Origin of the sequence: Candidatus Palauibacter sp. (genome assembly GCF_965216145.1) — a bacterium.
Lineage (GTDB): Bacteria > Gemmatimonadota > Gemmatimonadetes > Palauibacterales > Palauibacteraceae > Palauibacter.
In genome coordinates this window covers 353,411-376,771 of record NZ_OZ244149.1, presented here as the reverse complement: position 1 = coordinate 376,771, position 23,361 = coordinate 353,411, and the positions used below count along the sequence as shown (strand labels likewise).

General features: G+C 69.0%; 19 protein-coding genes. 5 read left to right on the top strand and 14 right to left on the bottom strand.

The features are described from left to right. Positions 1-35: 35 nt before the first annotated feature. Positions 36-605, bottom strand: coding sequence for an AAA family ATPase (locus ACOOHF_RS01665; protein ID WP_420463117.1), 570 nt, complete (start codon positions 603-605; stop codon positions 36-38). Between the two features lie 790 nt (positions 606-1,395). On the opposite strand from ACOOHF_RS01665, the gene ACOOHF_RS01660 reads away from it, so the two are divergent. Next, complete coding sequence (locus ACOOHF_RS01660; RefSeq protein ID WP_420463116.1) at positions 1,396-1,959, top strand: DUF2511 domain-containing protein; 564 nt, start codon at positions 1,396-1,398, stop codon at positions 1,957-1,959. Here the strand turns inward: ACOOHF_RS01660 and ACOOHF_RS01655 are convergent. The 3 genes from ACOOHF_RS01655 to ACOOHF_RS01645 all read right to left on the bottom strand — a co-directional run bounded on the left by ACOOHF_RS01655 (position 1,928) and on the right by ACOOHF_RS01645 (position 4,336). Beyond that, the gene (locus tag ACOOHF_RS01655) at positions 1,928-2,371 is read right to left on the bottom strand and encodes a hypothetical protein (protein ID WP_420463115.1); all 444 of its coding nucleotides are present in this window, start codon (positions 2,369-2,371) and stop codon (positions 1,928-1,930) included. The two genes, ACOOHF_RS01660 and ACOOHF_RS01655, sit on opposite strands and share 32 nt — an antisense overlap. A 335-nt stretch (positions 2,372-2,706) precedes the next feature. Beyond that, entirely contained in the window at positions 2,707-3,945 is a 1,239-nt protein-coding gene (locus ACOOHF_RS01650) for a tyrosine-type recombinase/integrase (protein WP_420463114.1), read from the bottom strand. Positions 3,946-4,120: 175 nt separating this feature from the next. Beyond that, positions 4,121-4,336 (bottom strand): SelT/SelW/SelH family (seleno)protein, encoded by a 216-nt coding sequence (locus ACOOHF_RS01645; RefSeq protein ID WP_419936434.1) that lies wholly within the window; start codon positions 4,334-4,336, stop codon positions 4,121-4,123. Between the two features lie 116 nt (positions 4,337-4,452). Between ACOOHF_RS01645 and ACOOHF_RS01640 the strand changes: the two genes are divergently transcribed. Then, entirely contained in the window at positions 4,453-9,294 is a 4,842-nt protein-coding gene (locus ACOOHF_RS01640; protein WP_420463113.1) for an NAD-glutamate dehydrogenase, read from the top strand. Positions 9,295-9,316: 22 nt separating this feature from the next. Here ACOOHF_RS01640 and glnA read toward each other — a convergent pair whose 3' ends face one another. From glnA to ACOOHF_RS01625, 3 genes are all read right to left on the bottom strand, one after another. Then, complete coding sequence (glnA, locus tag ACOOHF_RS01635; RefSeq protein WP_420463112.1) at positions 9,317-10,717, bottom strand: type I glutamate--ammonia ligase; 1,401 nt, start codon at positions 10,715-10,717, stop codon at positions 9,317-9,319. A 165-nt stretch (positions 10,718-10,882) separates the two neighbouring features. Further along, entirely contained in the window at positions 10,883-11,662 is a 780-nt protein-coding gene (locus ACOOHF_RS01630) for a 4'-phosphopantetheinyl transferase superfamily protein (protein ID WP_420463111.1), read from the bottom strand. Further along, complete coding sequence (locus ACOOHF_RS01625; protein ID WP_420463110.1) at positions 11,581-12,600, bottom strand: SDR family oxidoreductase; 1,020 nt, start codon at positions 12,598-12,600, stop codon at positions 11,581-11,583. The genes ACOOHF_RS01630 and ACOOHF_RS01625 overlap by 82 nt, the downstream gene beginning before the upstream one ends. 138 nt (positions 12,601-12,738) lie before the next feature. Here ACOOHF_RS01625 and ACOOHF_RS01620 point away from each other — a divergent pair, with 138 nt between their 5' ends. The 3 genes from ACOOHF_RS01620 to ACOOHF_RS01610 all read left to right on the top strand — a co-directional run bounded on the left by ACOOHF_RS01620 (position 12,739) and on the right by ACOOHF_RS01610 (position 16,540). Then, a complete protein-coding gene (locus ACOOHF_RS01620) occupies positions 12,739-13,128 on the top strand; it encodes a hypothetical protein (protein ID WP_419936439.1) in 390 nt (129 codons plus the stop codon). 61 nt (positions 13,129-13,189) lie between these two features. Continuing rightward, positions 13,190-14,656, top strand: coding sequence for an IMP dehydrogenase (gene guaB / locus ACOOHF_RS01615; protein ID WP_419936440.1), 1,467 nt, complete (start codon positions 13,190-13,192; stop codon positions 14,654-14,656). Between the two features lie 159 nt (positions 14,657-14,815). Continuing rightward, on the top strand, positions 14,816-16,540 hold the full coding sequence (locus ACOOHF_RS01610; RefSeq protein WP_420463109.1) for a LysM peptidoglycan-binding domain-containing protein: 1,725 nt from the start codon (positions 14,816-14,818) through the stop codon (positions 16,538-16,540). Here ACOOHF_RS01610 and ACOOHF_RS01605 read toward each other — a convergent pair. The 7 genes from ACOOHF_RS01605 to ACOOHF_RS01575 are packed head-to-tail and all read right to left on the bottom strand — an operon-like array spanning position 16,430 to position 23,342. Further along, positions 16,430-17,878 (bottom strand): nucleotide sugar dehydrogenase, encoded by a 1,449-nt coding sequence (locus ACOOHF_RS01605; RefSeq protein ID WP_420463108.1) that lies wholly within the window; start codon positions 17,876-17,878, stop codon positions 16,430-16,432. The two genes, ACOOHF_RS01610 and ACOOHF_RS01605, sit on opposite strands and share 111 nt — an antisense overlap. A gap of 4 nt (positions 17,879-17,882) precedes the next feature. Next, positions 17,883-18,365 carry a cyclic pyranopterin monophosphate synthase MoaC gene (moaC, locus tag ACOOHF_RS01600; RefSeq protein ID WP_419936443.1) on the bottom strand — a complete coding sequence of 161 codons (483 nt, stop codon included), beginning with the start codon at positions 18,363-18,365 and terminating at the stop codon, positions 17,883-17,885. Continuing rightward, positions 18,353-19,594 carry an ATP-binding protein gene (locus ACOOHF_RS01595; protein ID WP_419936444.1) on the bottom strand — a complete coding sequence of 414 codons (1,242 nt, stop codon included), beginning with the start codon at positions 19,592-19,594 and terminating at the stop codon, positions 18,353-18,355. Before ACOOHF_RS01595 ends, moaC begins: the two co-directional genes overlap by 13 nt. Further along, positions 19,591-20,796, bottom strand: coding sequence for a murein hydrolase activator EnvC family protein (locus ACOOHF_RS01590; protein ID WP_419936445.1), 1,206 nt, complete (start codon positions 20,794-20,796; stop codon positions 19,591-19,593). Before ACOOHF_RS01590 ends, ACOOHF_RS01595 begins: the two co-directional genes overlap by 4 nt. After that, complete coding sequence (locus ACOOHF_RS01585; RefSeq protein ID WP_420463107.1) at positions 20,783-21,658, bottom strand: cell division protein FtsX; 876 nt, start codon at positions 21,656-21,658, stop codon at positions 20,783-20,785. The genes ACOOHF_RS01590 and ACOOHF_RS01585 overlap by 14 nt, the downstream gene beginning before the upstream one ends. Then, positions 21,655-22,389, bottom strand: a complete 735-nt coding sequence (locus ACOOHF_RS01580; RefSeq protein WP_420463106.1) for a cell division ATP-binding protein FtsE — start codon at positions 22,387-22,389, stop codon at positions 21,655-21,657. The genes ACOOHF_RS01585 and ACOOHF_RS01580 overlap by 4 nt, the downstream gene beginning before the upstream one ends. Then, positions 22,386-23,342, bottom strand: coding sequence for a PdxA family dehydrogenase (locus ACOOHF_RS01575; protein WP_419936448.1), 957 nt, complete (start codon positions 23,340-23,342; stop codon positions 22,386-22,388). The genes ACOOHF_RS01580 and ACOOHF_RS01575 overlap by 4 nt, the downstream gene beginning before the upstream one ends. Positions 23,343-23,361 lie beyond the last annotated feature (19 nt).

The window sequence follows — 23,361 nt, the reverse complement described above, 5'->3', positions numbered from 1 at the left end:
GCGCGGGGCCCATCGCGGGGTCCCCGCCCGGGACATTACGTCGCCGTATTGCGCGCGAGCGAGTCCAGGAAACGTCGCACCCGCTCCGGATCTCTCCCGATGCCGTCGACCCGGCGGACATCGGTACGGCAGACCTCGTCCAGGTAGTCACGGTTGGCCACCATCGCGTCTTCCACCGACCGTCCGCGGAGCTGTCCGGGCCATCGGCCGACGCACAGCAGTTCCGCGATCTCGTCGAGCGACAGTTCGTGCCTCAGGCTCGGTGCGGGCTCCCCGCGAAGCAGGCGCTTCAAGGAGATGCGGCCCCCGGCACGCTCCTGCGGGACGCGGCCCTTCGCACGCCCCAACTCGAACAGCGACATGGGGCGGAGCCGAAGTCGGCTCATCCGCCCGGCGCCCGTGTGCCGCGTGATGTCGTCGGGGGGTACGGCCGATCCCGTGAGAATGAAGTGACCCTTGCCGGGGCGGTCATCCACGGCCCGGCGGATGTAGTTCCAGATGTCCGGATCCACCTGCCACTCGTCGATCAACCGGGGTGTGGAACCCTCCAGGACGAGCCGCAGGTCCAGTGCCATCGCCTCGGACACGGACGGATCCGCATCCACGAGCAGCTCGCTTCTTCTACCGTCTCATGAGTTCCCGCGCGGGACGTGGGATTTAATGAGGTAATGAAGTAGACCAAGATTATCCTACTCTGTTGTCGTGCAGCATGTTATGAAATTCATGACGTAGCTACATGGTCAACATCCGGGGCAACAGCTACCGGATGCGACGCCATCTGGAACTCTCCAAGGCCATCCACCCGACCGCCTCCCGGGCGGTCTCGGCGGAGCGCTCGGAACACGGAGGGACTCGGTGATGCGCGCCGACCAGATCCTCTCGGAACGCTCCGCTCCGGTCCCTCCGCGGCGCGTTCCGAAAAGTGTCCCATTTTCCACGGCCAGAAGTGTCATATTTTCGATGGCCATTGACAAACGCACGGACCTTCCGCCTGCAGTGCTGGGAGTGCGGCGCCGACGTGTTCTATTTCTCATGCGATTGCGGCAGCAAGGTGCTCTTCGACGAACTAGGTCCGCCGTGGCCTCATCATGACTGCGATGCAACTTGGTCTCGAGGCCTCGTTCGTTCAGTGGACGACTCCGGTCGCGTCACGGTTCGTATCAGCCCCCATGTGACCGTCTCGAGGCCACCGCTGTTCCCGGGCATCGAACCCGGAATCATCGAACGCTCCTGCCACTACGAACCAGACCCCATCGTCACGAAGCGGCCCAGAGCGGGGCTGCACACGCGCGTGGAGGGCATCCTGCGTGAGGTTATCCGCAGCAGGAACCCCTTTCGCGTCTTTGATCATGCCCGCGGGACGATCGGCTCCGCCATGCTCGGGAGGCTACGGAGATGCGGAAGGTTGTGATGTGGTCGTGGATCGTCGTGTTGAGTGGCTGCGAACAAACCGACGACGCATCACGGGTTGAGGGTAGCACGTCGCAGCGCAATCCTACGCCGCTGGAGCGTATGATTTCCCGAAGCGACTTGGGTGAAGAATGGCCATTCACGGTGGACTCGGGTACTGTTGCCTGTCCCGGCCCCGGTAGCGCCGTTACGTTCACAACGCCTAACGGTCAAACCTATGCGGTGAACGGGCGTGCCATTGGGTTGAATCGTTGGCCTCGCGCTCGGGAGATTACACGGCATATGTCATTCGGGTTGCGGTATGAGGCTGTTGATCGTTTGACCGTCGCTAAGCGACGGTCGGTGTTTAAGACACTAGTCGATTGTCAAGATGCGGGGCGTGATGACGATTATTGCGATAGCTCAACCAGCCAAGCACATAATGTCACTTCTCAAGAGTTACAAGAAATATCAAATGAAGGTGTTGAGAATAGCTGGCCACCGTTGGGACCACCACTTGTCATGCCAGTAAACAACATCATCGAGATCGGTTTACGGTTTTGTCGGTAGGGTGTGTACGTACACCTTTCTTTGTAATCCCCCAAAGATTCTTACCCACGCCGGGCAACGGTAGCGCGCCAATCGTGACGGCGGGCCACGAGCCTGTCCTATCCACGAGCGTCTTCGACTCGTGAGCGATGACAAAGGACACGGCGGTTGACTCATCTTCATGTCCTCCGATCAGAATGTGATTCCTGTCCCATTCTGGCCGGGCCTTCGCCCTTTCATCGACGTTCAGGCCGATGCCCCACGGCGGTACGACTAACTGGAATGCAGCAATCGCGTGTTCGGCGAACTCTGGTTGCTGCCAGCGCTTCAGCCGCTCGCCGGACACCTCGCCCATCACCTGAAACGGCGAGTCTTCGGCAACCTTGATGTGGCACTCCCCCGACGCATGGAGGCTGATCTTCACTCCCTTCATGGAGTCGCGTCCGTAAATGTACGCGTCGCCCTTCTTCCCCGTACGAACGCCCCGGGCATCGGACGTGAGCCCGTCTTGGCCTTTGGATCGCGAAATTGATTGGACTCGTACGCCTGGGGAATTCCAATCCCGGCGGCTGCGTCCAGATCGGGATTTCTTCGTCACACACGAGCTGTGCTCCATGGACGACGCCCGTGCGACGGCGGAGTCTTCCGCGCACCTAATCCGAGGTCCAGCGCGCACGCTAAACCGGCTGCCTGCGTGTCAGAGACGGCGATTATCAGGGTGCCATCGGTCGATGGGCGATCGCGGTTCAAATCGGGAGGCCCGTCGGGTTACCGGCGACGCGGCGGATCCAACGGGCGATCCTCCGGGTCTCGAACCCTACCCGCCAAGTAAGCTCCCCAGTCCTCCATCAGCCGGCGCCGGCGATCGAACAGGTCCGTGCGCCGGTAGGCGGCCTCGACCTGGTTCCGGACCACATGGGCCAGTGCCGCCTCCGCCACCTCGCGCGGATGATCCGTCTCCTCCGCCGCCCAGTCCCGGAACGACGACCGGAAGCCGTGCGGCACGGCCTCGATCTTCAACGCCCGGAGCAGTTCCCATATGGCCGTGCGCCCGAGTGGCGTTCCGCGCACGCCCGGAAACACAAGCCGGTTGCCGCGACCGAGCCCTCGCGCTTCCTCGAGAATCTCCAACGCGCGACCACTGAGCGGGATGCGGTGCTCCCGGTTCCCCTTCGTGCGTGGGGCGGGGAGGATCCACACCGCCTCGCCCCGGTCGATCTCCGTCCACACGGCTCCATAGACCTCGCGGGAGCGCGTCGCCGTCAGCACCAGAAACTCGAACGCCAGCTTCACAATGGGCCGTCCGCTGGACGCCCGAACCGTCCGGATCGCCGATGCCACTTCGCCGTGCGGCAACGCCCGCAGGTGTTGCGAGCGATTCGCCTGGGCTCCAAGCACGGGGCCCACGCGGTCGCAGGGGTTGTCGGGCCGAAGGTCCATCGCCACCGCCCACTCCATGACCGCGCGCATCCGCTGGCGCAGCTTCCTCGCTAGGGCCGGCTTCTCGTGCCAGATCGGGGCCAAGATCCCAAGCACATCAGCGCTCGTCACCTCCGAGACCGGCATCTCGGCGATGCGCGGGAAGACGTGGCGCTCCAAGCTGTTCAGCCAGACCTGGGCGTGCCGGGTGGACCGCCAGCCCGGCCGCAACTGCTCCCAGACCCTTTGCGCCGTCTCGGCGAAGGTGGGCATCGACTCGGCCCGCCGGTTCTCGGTCAGGGGATCGCCGCCCTCACGAGCCAGCTTTCGGTTCGCGAACGCCTTCTCGCGCGCTTCCTTCAGTGAGACCAGGGGGTATCCGCCGAGCCCTAGTTCCGTGCGGCGACCGCGAATCGTGAGGCGCTGGATCCAGCCCCGGCTCCCGGTGGGCCGGACATCGAGATAGAGGCCGTTCCCGTCGCAGTAGCGTCCGGCCTCGCTTACGTTACGGACGAAGGCGGGCGAGAGCGCGTTCTGGGGATGCCGGCCGCGCGGCTTGCGTTTCGAAGGTCGTGTCGAGAGCGACATACCTACCAATATACCCGCCACCACGTGCTGGATGCAAGCGAATGAAGTCAGTCGGCTTGGGACGAGGCCGTTGTCCTTATCTCGCGATAAGGCAACACGTTCAAGTCATTTGTGGACGTTATGGGATTCGGCTGCACGACACGAGTAGCCCATGGCATACAGCCCCGCGGGAACGTCAGAGTGCGGCGAGGATCTCTTCGTGGGTCGGGTGACGGCCCGTGGCGGCCTTCGAGTAGACGAGCTTCCCATCGGCGACGACCTCGAACCGGCCTCCGCCGGATGGGATCATCTCGATCTCCAGGCTGTCGAACCGTTCTCTGAGGGTGGCCGCCAGACTGGCGGCTTTCGGTTCGTAGTTTCAGGCCGTGCAGTACTCGATCGATATGTGCATGTTGCTCATCCTCTTCCGGGTTCTATCTGCGCGTGGCGCGTCCTCTCGAGGGGCGCGATCCAGGGTCCGGCACGTTCGCCGTTGACCCTCGCGCGAACAAGGGGGTATCTACGGGTATGAGACACAAGTCTGGGCAGGAGCCGGATCTGGGCCCGCTGATCCGCGAGGTCGAAGCGCGCCTCCCCGAAGCGCCCCCCTCGGCGGTGGCCGGGCTGTCGCGGCGCCTGTTCAGCCGCGGCTACGCGGCCATCGCGGACGGACTCCCGACCGGCGGCCTCGCGGACGACGTCGCCGCCCTCTACCGGCTCGTGGAGAGCGCCACCGGCGGCACCATCGCGATCCGGATCGACTGGGACCCGGAGGACGCCTCCCGCGGGGTGCTCCAGACGGTGATGGAGGACCGGCCCTTCATCGTCGATACGCTGCGCGAATATCTGCATTCGGTGGGACTCGAGGTCCCCCATCTCCTGCACCCGGTGGTCGTCGTCGACCGCGACGCGTCGGGGCGCGTGGTGGACATCCGCGACCGTTCCGCCGACGGCCCGCGGGCCTCCGTCACCCACATGGTGCTGGACGGGGCCCATCACGCACCGACCCGGGAGACGCTCGAGGCCGAGATCCGGCAGCGTCTCGAGCTGGTGAAGGCCGTCACGGAGGACTTCCCGGCCATGATCGAGCAGGCCGGGACGCTCGTCGGCGAGCTCGAAGCCAAGCGGCTCGAGATTCCCTGGCGCTCCCGCGAGCTGGAGGAGGTCCAGGAGCTGCTGCGGTGGCTGGTGGATCCGGGTTTCGTCTTCCTCGGCTACCGCGCGTATCGCATCGAGGCGGACGAGGCGGGGCGCGACTGGATCCATGTGGACGAAGAGAGCGGGCTCGGGATCCTGCGGGACGACACCAAGTCCAAGTATCGCGAACCCAGGCCGCTCGACGCACTCCCGGCCGACCTCCGCGCGCGGGTGCTGGGCGGGCCCCTGCTCATCATCTCCAAGACCAACGCCGAGAGTCCGATCCGGCGACACGTCCGCATGGACTACGTCGGCATCAAGCGTCTGCACCCCGACGGGACGGTCCGGGGGGAACACCGCTTCCTGGGGCTCTTCACCGCGAAGGCGTTTTCGCAGGAAGCCTCCTCCATCCCGATCCTGCGCCGCAAGCTGCGAGAGATCCTGCAGCTCGAGGCCGCCCCTTCGGGATCGCACGACTACAACGTCATCCTCCAGACGTTCAACTCGATGCCGAAGGAGGAGTTGTTCCTCGCCTCGGTGGAGGAGATCCGCTCGGTCATCGACGCGGTGATGACGACGGCCGGGGCGGACGACGTCCGGGTCACGGCGCGCCCGGACCAGCTCGGGCGCGGCGTGCAGGTCATGGTCATCCTTCCCAAGAGCCACTTCTCGGGGCAGGTGCGGAGGAAGCTGCAGGCGGCGCTGATCGAGGCGTACCAGGGAGGCCTCCTCAACTACCACCTCGCCCTCGGACAGGGCGACCAGGCGCGGCTGCACTTCTATCTGGCGCACGATCCTGACGAAGCGGGGCCGGTCGACCTCGACGCGGTCCAGAAGCAGGTCCGCTCGATCGTCCGCACGTGGGAGGAGCGGCTGGAGGACGCCCTCTCGGCGGTGCACGGCGCGACCCGCGGCCATCACCTGGCGACGCACCTCGTGCAGTTCTCGTCGGGATACCAGGCGGCGATGGACATCGACACGGCGGTCGAGGACGTCGCCCGGCTCGCACGGCTGGCCGAGACGCGCGAGAGCCAGCTTCGGCTCAGGCGGTCGACCTCGGAGACGGGCCGCTACTACCAGCTCCGCCTGTACGCCGAGCGGGGCCAGTACGTGCTCAGCGACGTGATTCCCACGCTCGAGAACCTGGGGCTGAGGGTCCTCGATTCGGTCCGCTTCACGGTGGACCTGCAGGACGAGGCGCTCGCCGCCGGGGACGAGACGATCCCCGCGAAGCTCCAGGTCTTCGAGGCCGAGGCGCGCCGCGATTACGACCTCGACATGGAGGCGGCGGAAGACCGGATCGCGGACGCGCTGCGGGCGATCCAGCGGGGGGCCGCCGAGGACGACCGCCTGAACGAACTCATCGTGACCGCCGGGCTCTCGTGGGAAGAAGTCGCGGTCCTCCGGGCCTACGCCGGCTACAGCTTCCGGGTCGGGGCCGTCGCGAGTCCGACGGGCGGCCAGTTCCCGCTCGTCCTGTACCCCGCCATCGCGCGCTGCCTCTTCCGGGCCTTCGAGGCGCGCTTCGATCCGGGCGCGCGCCAGGACTCCGACAAGACCCTCGAGCGTCTCAGGCGCGAGTTCAACCGGGGGTTGGCCTCGGTACGGGGGATCGAGGACGACCGCACTCTGCGGTGCATGATGGAACTCGTCCACGCGACCGTGCGCACGAACCACTACCGGGGCGAACTGCGCCGTTCACCGCTCCTCGCCCTCAAGATCGCGAGCCGTTCGGTCGACTTCATCCCGGAACCGAAGCCGAAGCACGAGATCTACCTGCGAGGGCCCCGCACGGAAGCCGCCCACCTCCGCATGGACGACGTGGCGCGCGGCGGGATCCGCTGGAGCGACCGTTACGGGGATTTCCGGGTCGAGGTGCTGGGGCTCGTCAAGACGCAGCGGGTCAAGAACGCGGTCATCGTGCCGGGGGGCGCGAAGGGCGCCTTCATCGTGAAGCGGCTGCCGAACGACCGGAAGGCGCGGCTCGCCGCGGGACTCGACAGCTACCGGGACTTCATCCGTGGGCTGCTCGAGATCTCCGATAACGTGGTGGACGGCGAGGTGACGCGCCCCGCCGGGGTCGTCATCCACGACGAGCCCGATCCCTACCTGGTCGTCGCGGCGGACAAGGGCACGGCGAAGAACTCCGACACGGCCAACGAACTCGCCGCGGAAGCGGGGTTCTGGCTCGGCGACGCCTTCGCCTCCGGCGGATCGCAGGGGTACGACCACAAGAAGGAGGGGATCACGGCCCGGGGCGCCTGGGAGTGCGTGAAGCGCCACTTCCGCGAGGCGGACATCGACTACGAGAGCGAGCCCTTCACGGCGGTCGGCATCGGCGACATGAGCGGCGACGTGTTCGGCAACGGGATGCTGCTGAGCAAGCAGGTCAAGCTCCTCGCGGTGTTCGATCACCGGCACGTCTTCCTGGATCCCGACCCGGACCCCGAGACGTCGTGGACCGAGCGCAAGCGGTTGTTCGACCTTCCGGCCTCGTCGTGGGCGGACTACGACGCGGATCTCCTGAGCGAGGGGGGCGGCGTCTACGAGCGCACGGAGAAGCAGATCCACCTCTCCCCGCACGTTCGCCAGCGGCTGGGCATCGACCGCGAAACGGTGAACGGGAACGAACTCATCCGCGCCATCCTCACCGCGCCGGTCGATCTGCTCTGGAACGGCGGCATCGGCACCTACGTGAAGGCCGGCTCGGAGCGCGACGCCGACGTGGGCGATCCGAGCGGCGACGCGACCCGGGTGGACGCCACGGAGGTCCGGGCCCGGGTGGTCGGCGAGGGGGGCAACCTCGGCTTCACCCAGCGCGCGCGGGTGGAGTTCGCGCTCGCCGGCGGGCGGATCAACACGGACGCGGTCGACAACTCCGCCGGCGTCGACATGTCCGACCACGAGGTCAACCTCAAGATCCTGCTTGGGGCGCCGCTCTCGCGCGGAGCCATCGACCCGACGGCACGGAACGACCTCCTCAGGGAGTGCACGAACGAGGTCTCGCACAAGGTTCTCCGCAACTGTTACAGCCAGAGCATGGCGCTCAGCCTCGACTACATCCGCGCCAGGCGGAAGCCGGCCGTGTTCCGTGAGGTGATCCAGCGCTTCGAGCGGGAAGGGATCCTGGACGCGGCGCTCGAATACCTGCCCACCGGCGACGAACTCCTCGAGCGGGAGAACGCCGGCGCGCACCTCACGCGGCCGGAACTCGCGACGCTCCTCGCCTACTCCAAGCTCCACCTCAAGCACTCGATCACCGCGTCGAGCGCGTCCAGGGACCCCGCGATGATGGAGCTGGTGGAGGACTACTTCCCCTTCGGCGCGCTGAAGGAGGTCGAGGACGAGGATCTCGAGGGGCACCGGCTGCGGGCGCACATCTCGAGCATGCTGCTGACGAACCGCTACGTCGACCGCATGGGGGCCACGAGCCACATCCAGCTCATGGACGAGACGGGGCGGGCCGCCGCGACGGTGGCGCGTACCTGGTACGTCGCCTCACGCATCGCGGACGCCGAGGACCTGTATGAGCGACTCCGCGTGGCGGACGTCACGATGCGGAGCGGAGCCCAGTCCCAGTGCTACCTGGCGATGGGCGACGCGCTCACGCGCGCGACGCGCTGGCTCCTCCAGCATGTGGATCCGGCGCAGCCGATCTCGGACGCGATCGAGTGGCTCCACGAGCCCGTGGGCGCGATCCGCGCCACCCTGCCGGAGTTCCTCAGGGCCGAGCGGCTCGAGCGCTTCCAGTCCACCTGTTCATTGCACGAGATGGACGGGCTCGATCCCGAGGCCGCGCTGTCGCTGGCGACCTTCCGCTACGTGGAAGAGTTGTTGCCGGTCGCCCGCCTCGTCCGCGAGACCGGGGCGGACACGATGCGGGTGGGAGAGGTCTACTTCGGGCTCGCCGACGACATCGACTTCCCGTGGCTGAGGAGCAGCATCTACGAATGGGCCACCGACGACCCGTGGGACCAGCGCGCCTCTCGCATCCTCGTCACGCGGCTCGAACGGGCGCGCTCGCGGATGGTGGCCCAGGTCATCGCGGACGCGGAAGACTCGACGGTCAAGCGGGCGATGCGGGCCTTCCGGCGCCGGCACGCCGTCGGGCTGAGCCGCATCCGTAACGTGATCTCCGACATGCGGAGCGCCGGGGAGACCCACCTCGCCGGCCTCGTGGTGGCCGTCGACGCCGTCAACGATCCGGGGATCCTGGGACCCCCGGACCGCTGATCAGCTCAGGCTGGCGATCCTGCTAATAGTCGATGTACTGGTCGATCTCCCACTCGGAGACCTGCGCCACGTATTCGCTCCATTCCGCCTTCTTGCGGCTGACGAACTGCTCGAAGATGTGGTCGCCGAGGGCGTCCTTCATGACCTCGTTCGCCTCTAGTTCGGCCACGGCCTCGCCGAGGTTCGCGGGCAGCACCTCGAGGCCGATCCGCTCGCGCTCCTCGTCCGAGAGGCGCCAGACGTTCGTGTCGAGCGGCGGGCCCGGATCGATCTTGTTCTCGATTCCGTCGAGGCCGGCGGCGAGCTGGACGGCCAGCGCCAGGTAGCCGTTGCACGCCGGATCCGGCATCCGGAACTCCGCCCGCGTCCCCATGCCCCGCTGGTCCGGAATCCGGATCATCGGCGACCGGTTGCGCTGCGACCACGCGATGGAGATCGGCGCCTCGTAGCCGGGCACGAGCCGCTTGTAGCTGTTCACGATCGGGTTCGAAACGGCCGCGATCGCCCGCGCGTGCTTCTTCAGCCCGCCGATGTAGTGGAGCATCACGTCCGACAGCTCGTAGTCGGCGTCCGCATCGTGGAAGATGTTCTTCCCGTCCGTGAACAGCGACTGGTGCGTGTGCATGCCGGAGCCGTTCGCGCCGAAGATCGGCTTCGGCATGAACGTCGCGTGGAGCCCGTGCGCGAGCGCGACGTTCCGGACGATGAACTTGAACGTGATCAGGTCATCGGCCGTCCGCAGCGCCTCGCCGTACTTGTAGTCGATCTCGTGCTGGCCTTCGGCGACCTCGTGGTGCGCGGCCTCGATCTCGATGCCCATCGCCTCCATGGCGGTGACCATCTCTCGCCGCGCCCGCTCGGCGAGGTCCGACGGCGTGAGGTCGAAGTAACCGCCGGTGTCGTGCGTGACCATGTCGCAGCTGCCGTCCTCGTTCTTGTTGAAGAGGAAGAACTCGGCCTCGACGCCGGCGTACATCTTGAAGCCCATCGACTCGGCCCGGGCGACGACGCGCTTGAGCGCCGCGCGCGGGCAGCCGCCGAACGGCTTGTTGTACGGCCGCCGCACTTCGCAGTACACCTGGGCCACGCGCGCCTCCGGGTTCCCCCACGGGAACACGCGGAACGTGTCCAGGTCCGGGCTCAGAAGCATGTCGCTCTCTTCGATGCGGACGTAGCCCGCGATCGAAGAGCCGTCGAACATGATCTTCCCGTCGAACGCATCGCCGAACTTGCTCGTCGGGAGTTCGATGTTCTTCGGCATGCCGTTGATGTCGATGAACACGAGGCGAAGGAAGCGGACGTTCAGCTCGTCGCAGAGCGCCAGGAGTTGGTCGCGATCGGCCGAAGCGACCTTGCTCCCGTAGTTGTCGTAGCGAACCTGCGAGGAGTGCTCACTGGGTGCCGCAAAAACGGCGTCGGACATGGTGCGACCTCCGGGTGACTGGGCTTGGTGCAGCAGGATGAGCAGGTTCGATCCCGTACAGGGCGGTCGAGCCCGACCCGCAATGTCGCGGGGCATTATTGGTGGCGAATTCGCTAGCGTCAACCTCTTTCAGGGGGGCGCGGAGCTGTGCGCGGTTCCGCCCGATCATGGCCAGCTCCACCGGCGCACGGCAGCGGGCGCGCGCGTGCTTGCCACTGCGCCGGCAAACCCGTCTCCGGGAAGGAGATCGAGGAGCCAGTAGGGCCGACCTTCGAGGACGCCGCGGATCGTGTCAACCCGGCTGAGCGGGCGTGACAGCCCCAGTCCGGCGGCCTTCAGCATGGCTTCCTTCCGGGCCCAGACCCGGAAGAACTCCGGCCGCGCCTCGACGGTGCTCCAGTCCGGACGCAGCTCCCGTTCCCCCGCCGAGAGATGGTCGCGGGCGAGTCCCTCCAGATGGCGCAGCGGCCGTATGCGCTCGATGTCGACGCCGATCTCTCCCGCCTCGCCCACCGCGAAGAGGGCCAGGTCACCGGAGTGGCTGAGATTGAAGAAGAGCGGCGTCCGATCGCGTTCCGTCTCCCGCGCGAGGCGCGGCTTCCCGTGTTCTCCGTACTCGAGTGCGAGTTCCCCGGCGGAGAGCCGGACGTACTCGGCCAGGAGCCGCCGCAGCGCGATGCGGGCGCGGCGGAAGCGGGTCCGGGCGCCGGCCGAGACGAGCCGCGCGGCTCGCGCCCGCTCGTCGGAACTCAGGAGCGCGACCCCGTCCCCCTCGTCGCAGGCGGCGAGGTCGACTCGCCATACGTGAAGGTCCGGCCCCGGAAGCCCCGGGTGGTGGGGCGCCCGGGGCCATTCCCGCGCGTTCAGAGGGTCGCGTACCAGTCGAGAGTCTCCCCGAGACCCGGGACGAGGGTGTGGGTGGGCGCGTAACCGAGCCGCTCGCACGCCAGGGAGATGTCCGCGTAGGAATGCCGGATATCCCCCGCGCGAACGTCCTCGTACACCGGCTCCACGTCCTCGAGCCGCGGTCGCGTTTCCGCCAGCCCGTCACGGATCATCTCGAACAGCCGGCTCAGCGTCGTCCGATCCCCGGAGGCCACGTTGTAGACCCTCCCCGTCGCCCCCGCGCCCGCCGTCGCGGCGAGCAGGTTGGCCTGGACCACGTTCTCGATGTAGCAGAAGTCCCGGCTCGTCCGACCGTCCCCGTAGATCCGGCACGGCTCGCCCTGAAGCAGGAGGCCGATCCAGCGGGGGATGACGGCGGCGTACGGTCCGTCGGGGTCCTGACGCCGCCCGAACACGTTGAAATAGCGGAGACCGACGATCTCGAGGCCGTAGCTGCGGCGATACATGGCGGCGTACAGTTCGTTCACGCGCTTGGTCGCCGCGTAGGGCGACAACGGGATCCCGATGCGGGCCTCTACCTTGGGCAGTTCGGGAGAGTCTCCGTACACCGAACTCGACGAGGCGTAGACGACACGGCGGACGCCGGCGTCGCGGGCCGCGTCCAGTACGCTGATGAAGCCGTTGACGTTGCAGGCGTAGGTCGCGCGCGGCTCCTTGATCGAGCGGGGCACCGAGGCCAGCGCGGCCTGGTGCACGACGACATCCACGTCCCGGCACGCCGACGCGGCCGCCTCGCGGTCGGCGACGTCCGCCTCGATGAAGCGGCACCGGTCCGCGGGAGCCCCCGACGCGGCCACCGCCTCCGCGACGTTGCGGCGGTGTCCGGTCGCAAGGTTGTCGAGCGCCACGACCTCCTGACCGAGAGCCAGGAGTCGTTCCAGGAGGTTGGATCCGATGAAGCCGGCGGCCCCGGTGACCAGCCAGCGCCGGGGGTCCGCCCGCAGCCTCGCGCAGGCGCGATCGTATTCTGTTTCCACGAGCGTACATGTTATGCTTCCGGCGTCGGACGGCGGAAGCCCCTGACGGGCCCGGACCTTGAAACCTGTCCCCCGCCGTACGGAGTATGGGGAGGACGACGCTGGCGGCACCGGCGGAAGGGAGCGCGGAAGAGCGCGATGGCGGAAGAAGACATGGCCGAAGAGGGCATGAACGAGATCCTCAGGAAGAAGATCTGGAGGAAGCTACAGGCGCTTCCCGAGGAGAAGCAGTACGAGGTCGCCGATTTCGTCGACTACCTGTCGTCGAAGTACGCCTCGCGGCCGGCCCCGGGCGCGGATCCCTTCCAGCATTTCGCCGAGTCCGTGCATCGAGGGTTACGGCGCACGAAAGCCTCGACGACGGCCGTGAAGGGGACGATGAAGGTTCTCGGCGCCGCCGACCGCGTGTTCGAGTCGTTTCGTGAAGCGGGGCGCGGGTTCCTGGCCGAACTCGAGGCCGGCACCCCGGAGCCGCCCCCGAAGGACGATCGCCCGCCGCCCGAGACACGCGAGATCGTCGTCGACTAGTCCGGCGGCCGAACGCCGCCGCGTTCGTTGACGCGATCCCGGGAGGCGCCTACGATGTCGCATGGAACCTCCAGCAGCGCGCCCGGTCCGCGAAGCGCTCACCTTCGACGACGTATTGCTCGCTCCCAGCCACGCGCTGGTGCATCCGGCGGACGTCGATGTCTCGACCCGTCTCACCGAGCGGATTCGGCTCCAGATCCCGCTGCTGTCCGCGGCCATGGACACGGTCACGGAGTCCCGGATGGCCATCGCGGTCGCCCGCGAAGGCGGCCTCGGGATCATCCACAAGAACATGTCGATCGAGGCCCAGGCCCAGCAGGTCGACCGCGTCAAGCGATCCGAGAGCGGGATGATCCTGGACCCGATCACGCTCGGACCCGAGGCCACGCTCGGGGAGGCGCGACACCGCATGCGCGAGTTCTCGATCAGCGGCGTTCCGATCGTGGACGAAGGCGGCGCGCTCATCGGCATCCTCACGAACCGGGACCTCGTGTTCGAGAGCGATCTCTCGCGGCCGGTGCGGGAGGCGATGACGAGCGAGAACCTGATCACGGCCCCGGTCGGAACCTCTCTCGAGGAAGCTGAGGAACTGCTCCGCCGTCACAAGATCGAGAAGCTCCCGGTGGTGGGGGAGGACGGACGGCTGGCGGGGCTGATCACGGTCAAGGACATCTTCAAGCGACGGCGGTTTCCGAACGCGACCAAGGACGACCACGGTCGCCTGCGCGTGGGGGCGGCGGTGGGTGCGAGCCCGGCGGAGCTCGAACGGGCGCGCGAACTCGCCGGGGCGGGTGCGGACGTCATCGTCGTGGACACGGCGCACGGACACTCCGAGGGCGTGCTCAAGGCCGTGGCCCGGGTGCGGGAGGCGCTCCCGGACATCGACCTCATCGCGGGCAACGTCGCCACGCGCGAGGGGGCGGCGGCGCTGGTCGCGCGGGGGGTGAACGCGGTCAAGGTGGGCGTGGGCCCGGGTTCCATCTGCACGACGCGCGTCGTGACGGGGGTCGGGGTGCCGCAGATCACCGCGATCGAAGACAGCGTGGCCGGCGTGGAGGGCCGCGTGCCCGTGGTCGGGGATGGCGGGATCAAGTACTCCGGCGACCTCGCAAAGGCGATCGCCGCGGGTGCCGAGACATGCATGCTGGGCTCCATGTTCGCCGGCACGGACGAGAGCCCGGGTGAGACCTTCCTCCTCGAGGGCCGCCGGTTCAAGATCATCCGTGGGATGGGTTCGCTCGCGGCCATGAAGGCGGGGTCGGCGGACCGCTACTTCCAGGAGGGTTCGGCCGTCCAGAAGCTGGTGCCTGAGGGGATCGAGGGCCGCGTCCCCTACAAGGGGCCGGTGGCGGACACCGTGTTCCAGCTCGTCGGAGGACTCCGGAGCGGGATGGGTTACTGCGGCGCTGCCACGATCGACGAACTACGGCGCGAGGCCCGCTTCCTCCGCATCACCTCCGGCGGCCTGCGCGAGTCCCATCCGCACGATGTGGTGATCACGCGCGAGTCCCCCAACTACCACGTCTGACCCCCGGCGCTGACGTCTCGACAGCCTCCATTCTCGACAGCTTCCATATGGTTCGGTACCATCCATGCGCGCTGACCCGTCCGGGGCCCGGCGCGACGCGGTGATGGAGCGGCGAGTGGAGTGTGGGGTATCGGTTGCAGAAGGGGGGAGGTGCCGCGAATGACCAAGCTGTCTTTCGCTGAACGACCGCATACACGCCTGTTCGGGCCGGGTCCGGCGCTGGCGGCGCTCGGGGCCTTCTTCTTTTCCGGCTGTGCCCTCGTCCAGCGCGTCGTCGGTACAGATCCCTCGCCCGAGCCGCCCGCATCCGGACCGGCCGCGGTCGAGATGCCCGCCGACAGTCCGCCCGAGACGACCCCGGTCCCGCCCTCCGACGCCGGAGGGGAGCCGGCGGAGGCGCCGCTGCCGGACGACGACCTGATGCCGGAGGATCCCCGCGTGCCGGAGCCGGCCGGCGAGGCGTTCGACGGGCCGACCCCCGAGGAGATCGACCGGGCGCTTCGAGAGACGCTCGGCGGCGATCCGATGGGGCTGGTCCACGACGGAGAGGATCCGCGCGTCTTCCGGCTCGAGATGAACGAGCGAGTCCAGTCCTGGATCCACTACTTCCAGAGCCAGCTTCAGGAGCGTTTCCAGGTCTACCTCGCGCGCAAGACCCGCTACGAGCCCATGATCCGGCGGAAGCTGCGCGAGGCGGGCCTGCCGCAGGACCTGATCTATCTCTCGGTCATCGAGAGCGGCATGAACCCGAACGCCTACAGCCGGGCTCACGCGGTCGGCCTGTGGCAGTTCATCTCGGGTACCGGACGCCAATACGGTCTCGAGATCTCATACTGGCTCGACGAGCGGCGCGATCCCGAGAAAGCCACCGACGCGGCGGTCGCCCACCTCAAGGACCTGTACGAGGAATTCGGTTCGTGGTATCTGGCGGCGGCCGCCTACAACGGGGGGCCGAATCGCGTTCGCCGCGGACTTCGAACAGTGCCGGACGGGACCTTCTGGGATCTCTCCGAACGTCGCCTGCTGCGCCGGGAGACGCGTGACTACGTGCCCAAGATCATCGCGGCCGCCATGATCGGACACGATCCGGAGCGCTACGGGTTCGAGTACCCGGAACGGGAGATGCTTCCGGAGTACGAGACGGTGCGGGTACCGGATGCGACGAGCTTCGATGTGCTCTCAGAGGTCGCGGGGACGGACGAGGAGACGATCGACCTGCTCAACCCGCAGTTCCCGCGCAGCGTGACCCCGCCGCGCCGGGAGGTGGAGATCCGGGTCCCGGCCGGGGGCGCGGCGCAGTTCGCGGTGCGCTATGCCGCGGTCCCCGCCGATGAGCGGGTGACGTGGACCTTCCACACCGTGCAGAACGGCCACACGCTGGGCTGGATCGGACAGCAGTACGGCGTGTCGGTGGCGGCGCTCCAGGCCGCGAACGGCAACCTCAACCCGCGGCGCCTGCAGATCGGTCAGCAGCTCGTGATCCCCAGAGCCGGGGGGACGTCCGCCAGCCGGACCGCGAGCGCGCCGAGCCCGGCGCCCGCGGCCCCGCGCCCGGCGGCCCGGACGAACGCCGACGGGACCCGGGCGGTCACCGTCCAGCGAGGCCAGACGCTGGATGTGATCGGGCAGCAGTACGGCGTGTCGGTGGCGGCGCTCCGGGTCGCGAACGGCAACGTGAACCCGCGGCGCCTGCAGATCGGTCAGCGGCTGGTGATTCCCGGCGCCGACAGGCCCTCCGGACCGATGACGGTCGTCGTCCGGGAGGGCGACTCGCTATGGCTGATCGCCCGCCGATACTCGGTATCGACGCGGCAGATCATCGAGTGGAACCGGCTCTCGTCGAGCCTCATCCACCCCGGAGACCGGCTCGAGATTCGGCGCTGATCCGCTCCGCGGCGGTCCGGCGAGGGGATAGAAGGCCCCGGCCCCCGTCCGGCCCCGCAGGCCGTTCCGCGTATCGATCACGAGGGTCGCCTTCTCCAGCACGAGGTCGTAATCCACCTCCCGGTGGTCCGTCACCACGACGACCGCGTCGGCGGCTTCGACCCGCGCTTCGTCGAGCGGCTGCGACTCGAGGTCTCCCCCCTCCAGCGCGAGGTGCGGGACGAAGGGGTCGTGGTAGCCGACCTCGGCGCCGCGGCGACGCAGGAGTTCGATGATGTCGAGTGCCGGACTCTCGCGAACGTCGCCGACATCCGGCTTGTAGGCGACGCCGAGCAGCAGGACGCGGCTGCCGTTGACCGGGAGACGGCGCCGGTTCAGCGCCTGGGCGATGCGGTCCACGACGTAGCGCGGCATCTCCGCGTTGACCTCCGCCGCGAGTTCGATGAAGCGCGTTCGGTACTGCAGCGTGCGCATCTTCCACGCGAGATAGTGCGGGTCGACGGGGAGGCAGTGGCCGCCGAGGCCGGGACCGGGCGTGAAGCGCATGAACCCGTACGGCTTGGTCGCCGCCGCTTCGACGACCTCCCAGATGTCGATACCGAGGCGGTCCGCGATGACGGCCATCTCGTTCACCAGACCGATGTTCACCGCGCGGAAGGTGTTCTCCAGCAGCTTGGTCAGTTCGGCGGCCTCCGGCGAAGCGACGCGCACGACCTCCTCGATGACTCGTCCGTAGAGTGCGACCGCGAGCTCCCCGCAGGTCTCCGTCAGCCCGCCCACGACCTTGGCGGTGTTGGTGAAGGTGTAGTTCGCGTTGCCGGGGTCGACGCGCTCGGGACTGAAGGCGAGGAAGAAATCCTCTCCGGCCCGGAGCCCGCCGCGCTCGAGTTCCGGCTGCAGAAGCTCGCGGGTCGTCCCCGGGTACGTGGTCGACTCGAGGACGATGAGCTGCCCGGCCCGGAGGCAGGCGCCGATCTGCGAGACCGCGTCGAGGATGTGGGAGACGTCGGGGTCCCCGGTCTTCCCGAGCGGGGTCGGGACGCAGATGATGACCGCGTCCACCTCGCCGAGGCGGCCGAAGTCGATCGTCGCGTCGAGCAGGCCCGCGCCGACGATGGCGGCCACGGTCTCCGGGGCGACGTCCCCGACGTGCGACTCGCCCCGTCGCACCCGTCGCACGACGCGCTCGTCGATGTCGAAGCCGAGCGTCCTGAAACCCGCCTCGGCGAAGGCCGTGACGACCGGGAGGCCGACGTACCCGAGCCCGAGCACGCCCACGCGGGCCGTGCCGGACTCGATCCGTTCGAGCAGCGCCTCTCGCCGACTCACCGGAGCCATCGCCTCACTCCGGCTCGGCCGCCCATGTGCCCGAGCGGCCGCCGCGCTTCTCGAGCAGCCGAATCGGGCCCAGCGACATGCCGCGGTCGATCGCCTTGCACATGTCGTACAGCGCGAGCAGACCGGCCGCGACGCCGGCCAGCGCCTCCATCTCGACCCCGGTCCGCCATTCGGCCGCTGCCCGCACGCTGAGGCGGTAGCCCGGCAGCGACTCGACGGCCTCGATCTCGATGTCCACCGCATCGAGCGGGATCGGATGGCAGAGCGGGACGAGCGTCGATGCGGCCTTGGCCCCCTGGATCGCCGCGATGCGGGCGACGGCGAGCGCCTCCCCCTTCTCGATCTCCCCCCCGCGGATCGCGTCGAGCGTCGCGCGCCGCATTCGGATCCGGCCCTCGGCGACCGCCACCCGGCGCGTCAACGGCTTCTCCCCGACGTCGACCATGCGCACCCGTCCGTCCGCGTCCAGATGTGTTAATCGATCCACGAAGCTGCCTCCCGCTTCGGAGTCCCGGTCGGCTCCAATGATGGGGCTCCCGGCCGCTGGCCCGCGAACGCGGTGCTCATCTCCCCGAGCAGAAGGGCGATCGTGGCCTGCGGGTTCATGTTGCGGCTGACCCCTTCCAGCGCCGCATCGACGGACGCAAGGGCGTCGAGGACCGCCAGATCCGTCACGCCGCGTCCCCTCGTGAGCGTCTCCACGCCCTGGGCATCGAGCGCCTCTCCGGCGGCCTCCGCCGCGACGCAGAGGAGGTCCCGCAAACGCACGCGCAGATCCTCGAGGGCGGGCTGCAGCGCGCCCCGCGCGCCCCGTGCCGTGTAGCGGAGCGCCGCGCGATACCGCGCCCCGGGCGTCCCGTCGAGCGCCGCCGCCAGCAGTTCATCGGCGGCCGTCTCGGACTCCCGCGCGCCTTCGTCGAGCAGGCGCCGGCCCCGGTACACGGCGCCATCGGCGCGCCGGGCCACGGCGAGGGCGCTGTTGGGTGGCGCGCCGAGTCGCTCGGTCAGGTACGCTGCCACCCGGTCCGTCGGCAGAGGCGCGACGCGGAGCGGCACGCTGCGGGACCGGATCGTCGGGAGGAGCGCGTCGGGGCGGCTGCTCGTGAGCACGATCCAGGCGAACGCCGGAGGTTCCTCGAGCAGCTTGAGGAATGCGTTCGCGGCCTCCGGGCTCGCGCTCTGCGGCACCATGCGGTCCGCCTCCTCGACCACGAACACCGACTTCCGGGACATCGAGGGGCGCCGCGAGGCCTGCTCGCGGATGTTCTCCACGGCCGCGACGTAGAGTCCCGTCACCGCCTCCGGGTCCAGGCGCGCGTGCAGGTCCTCGCGCAGGAGCGCCAGACGTTCGTGCCGCTGGGCCTCGATCGCCTCCCGGAGTTTCGCCCGCGAGGCGGTCGCCTTCGGCCGCGGCATGGGGAAATGGACGTGGATGTCCGGGTGCTCGAGACGGGCCGCCATGCGGCAGCTTCGGCAGGCGCCACAAGGCGCCTCTCCGGCCGCGTCTCGCTGCGCGTCGCTCCCCGAGCCGTCGCACTGGAGCGCGCGCGCGATCCACAGGGCCAGCGCCCGTTTGCCGACGCCTTCCGGTCCCTGGAGCAGCAGCGACTGCGGGAGCCGCCCCCGCGCGATCGCCCCCCCGAGGCGCCGCAGCAGTGCTTCCTGGCCCCACGGCTCCGCGAGGCCGGCGTCGGCTTCGCGGCCTGCCGCGCTCACGGCCGCTCCCTCAGCCAGCGTACCGGATCCACGGCACGCGGCCCCGTCGCGCCCGGCTCGTAGATCTGGAACTCGATGTGAGGATTCATCGCGTCTCCCCCCACCTGTCCGATGACCTGGCCGGCTTCGATCCGCTGCCTCTCGTTGACGATCACATCCCGCAGTTTCTGATAGGAGGAGTAGAACCCGCCCCCGTGGTCGACGATCACGGTCTGCCCGGAGGCCCGCGCGACCACGGATGCGACGATGCCCCGATCCACCGCGCTCACCGCGGTCCCAAGCTCCGCGCCGATCCCGATTCCCTCGCGCGGGATCGTCGTGCCACCCTCCCGCTGGGGTCCGAAGCGCCAGAGGATCCGGCCCTCCACCGGCCACGCGAGGCGGCCCAGGTCCGACGTGGTGAGCGAAGATACCGTCGCGGCGCCGGCCTCGCGCTCGGCCGCGCGGCGCCGCTGCTCGAGGCCCCCGATCAGGGCCCGTAGCTGCGCTTCCTCGGACGCGAGCCGCGCCAACTCGGACCGGGCCTCGGTGCGCTGATCGGAGAACACGCGCAACCGTTCCTGCCGCTGTCGCTCGAGCCGCTCGAGTTCGTCGTGTTCGACGAGCTTCTCGGCCCGCACGCGCGCGATGCGCTCGGTCTCGCGACCCAGCGCCTCCCGCTGCCCGGCGAGCCGGCGCTCCAGACCCTCGACTTCCTCCACGAGCAGGCGGTCGAAGAGGGCGATCGCGTGCAGGTACTTGTAACGGTTGAGCAGATCCGAGAACGACCGCGACGTGAGGAGCACCTGGACCGTCTGGAGGGGGCCCCGCTTGTAGATGTCGCGCAGCCGCTCGTGGAGAACGACCCGACGCGCCGTGAGTTCGTCACGAGTCAGCAGCACGTCGCGCGTCATGGCCGTGACCTGCTCCGTCAGCGCGCCCAGCTGGACATCGAATTCGGCCAGCAGGCTGGCGGAGGCGTCGATCTGCCGCTCGACGTTCACGAGTTCCGCCGAATCGCCGCTCACCCGACCGGCGATCCCCTCGAGTTCCCGCCGCAGCCGCTCGCGCTCCCCGCGAATGAGCTCCAGGCGGCTCTGGCTTTCGTCGAGCTGACGGCGGATGTCCGTCGGCTCCTGCGCCGAGGCCGGCCCGGCGGCGCCCGACGCCAGGATCGCGACACCCCCCAGGATCGCCGCCCGAGCCCGGCTACCAGGGGCCATAGGCGCGTCCCACCTCGCGGTGCACGGCGTGGACGGCGGCGAGCAGCCCGAGGATGGAGGCCGCCAGTACGCCCGCGATGACCCACCGCTCCGGCAGCCAGGCGAGCGACCCCAACCCGTCGAACCGCGTTCGGACGAGCGTGTACGCGAGCCTGGTGACGCCGAGCGCGATCAGGCCGCCCGTCAGCCCCGTGATCGCGCCTTCGAGCAGGAACGGGCGCTGGATGTAGCCCTCCCGGGCGCCGACGATCTGCATGATCTCGATCTCTTCGCCGCGCGCGAGGATCGCCGTGCGCACCGCCGTCCCGACCAGAAGCACGGCGACGAGGCCGAACCCGCCGCCCACCAGGGCGGCGGTGCCGGCCGCGAGCCGGCGCAGCGCGAACAGGCGCTCGACCCACTCCTCGCCGAAGCGCGCCTCCTCGATGAACGGATACGCCTCGAGGCCCCCGGCGATCTCCGACACCGCTTCCGGCGTGCGGAAGCCCTCCCGGAGCCTCAGGTGCAGGGAGGCGGGAAGCGGGTTCACGCGGAGGTCTCCGTACACGTTCGAGAACTCCACGAGATCGCGCCGCGCGTTGGCGAGCGCTTCGTCCTTCGACAGGTAGCGCACTTCTTCCACCGCGGGAAGCGCGGCCAGCTCCCGCCTCGCGACCCGGATCTGCTCCGGGCTCGCGTCGTCGAGCAGGTAGCCCACGACCTCCACCCGCCGTTCCACGTCGCCGATCGCCGCACCCATGTTGTAGGCGACGAGACCGAACATGCCGAGGATCACGAGACTGAGCCCGATGGCGCCGATCGACAGCCCGCACAGCAGCGGGTGGCGCCGATAGCTGGCCAGCGCCTCTCGCAGCGGCCTCACGCGGCGCCGCCCGCGGTGGAGGCGTCCGTTACGCCCGTACCGCCCGTTACGCCCGAGGCCGCGAGGTCGGCGGCCGAGTCCCGGACGAGCCGGCCCCCTTCGAGTTCGAGCACCCGGATCGCGGGGTGATTCCGCACGAAATCGGCGTCATGGGTGGCCATGAGGACCGCCGTACCGAGCCCGTTCACCGTCCGGAACAGCTCGAACACCCCGCGCGCCGCGCGCGGATCGAGGTTGCCGGTCGGTTCGTCGGCGAGGAGGATCAGCGGCTCCGTGGCCAGCGCCCGCGCCACCGCGACCCGCTGGCGTTCCCCGCCGGACAGTTCCGAAGGCAGCGCCCGCACCCGGGAGGCGAGCCCGACGTGGCTCAGGAGACGCTGGACCCGGCCGTCGATCTCGCGCCGCGGCGTCCGGATCACTTGGAGCGCGAACGCCACGTTCTCCGCGGCCGTCAGCCGTTCCAGCAACTTGAAGTCCTGAAACACGAACCCCACGCGCCGCCGCAGCGCGGGCACGTCCCGCCGCCGAATCCGCCTCGAGTGGTAGCGTGAGACCTGGACTTCGCCTTCGGTCGGGAGCGTCTGGAAATGGATGAGCTTGAGGATCGTCGACTTGCCCGCCCCCGATGGTCCGGTAAGGAAGGCGAACTCCCCTCGCCGGAGACGAAACGAGACCCCGCGCACCGCGGCACCCCGCGGGTACACCTTCGAGACGTCCCGGAACCGGATCATGATGCGGCGACGCGGGCGGCGCAGAAGCGCGCACAGAGGTCGATCGCCGCCCGCATGGCGCCCGGATCGGCCTTCCCGCGCCCGGCGATATCCATGGCCGTGCCGTGGTCGGGGGAGGTGCGCGGGAAGGGGAGTCCGGCCGTCACGTTGACCCCTTCGTTCATGGCGATCGTCTTCAGCACCGCGAGACCGACGTCGTGATAAGGGGTCACGATCAGGTCCGCCTGTCCGCCGAGCGCCTTCAGGAAGACCGTATCTCCGGGGAAGACGCCGAGGATTTCCAGGTCGGGGTCGGCGCCGAGGCGCTCGAGCGCCGGCCCGAACACCTCGATCTCCTCCGTGCCGAAGAGCCCGCCTTCGCCCGCGTGCGGGTTGAGCCCGGCGAAGGCGACGCGGGGCCGCCCGATGCCCCACCAGGTGCGCAGCGCCTCGATCGCGATCGAGGTCCTCCGGGTGAAGAGCCTGACGTCGAGGGTCGACGGAACCTCCCGCAGCGGCAGGTGGGCCGTCAGGAGGGCGAGTCGCAGCGGGCCACCGAGCGGGGTCCGCTCCGCGGCCATCATCATCGTGACCTCGTCCACGCCAGCGAGCGTCTGCAGGAACTCGGTGTGCCCGGGGTATGGGTAACCGGCCGCCCGCAACGCGGCCTTGCTGATCGGCGCGGTGACGATCCCATCCACCTCCCCGGCCCGCGCCAGTTCGACCGCCCGCTCGATGGCTCGCCCCGACAACTCGCCCGCGAGCTTCTCGCCCCCCGCCGGATCCCAGTCGCCCACCGTCTCCCGGGCGAGGTGCCCCAGCCGGCGCTCGATCTCGCCGAGTCCCCGGGGGCCGACGAGCACGGCCTCGACCCCGTCCGCGACGCCGTCGACCGAGGCGAGCGCCGCCGCGGTCACCTCCGGCCCGATCCCGCGCGGGTCTCCCAGCGTTATCCCGACGCGCGGCCTGTTCATCGCCCTCCCACTCCCCGCG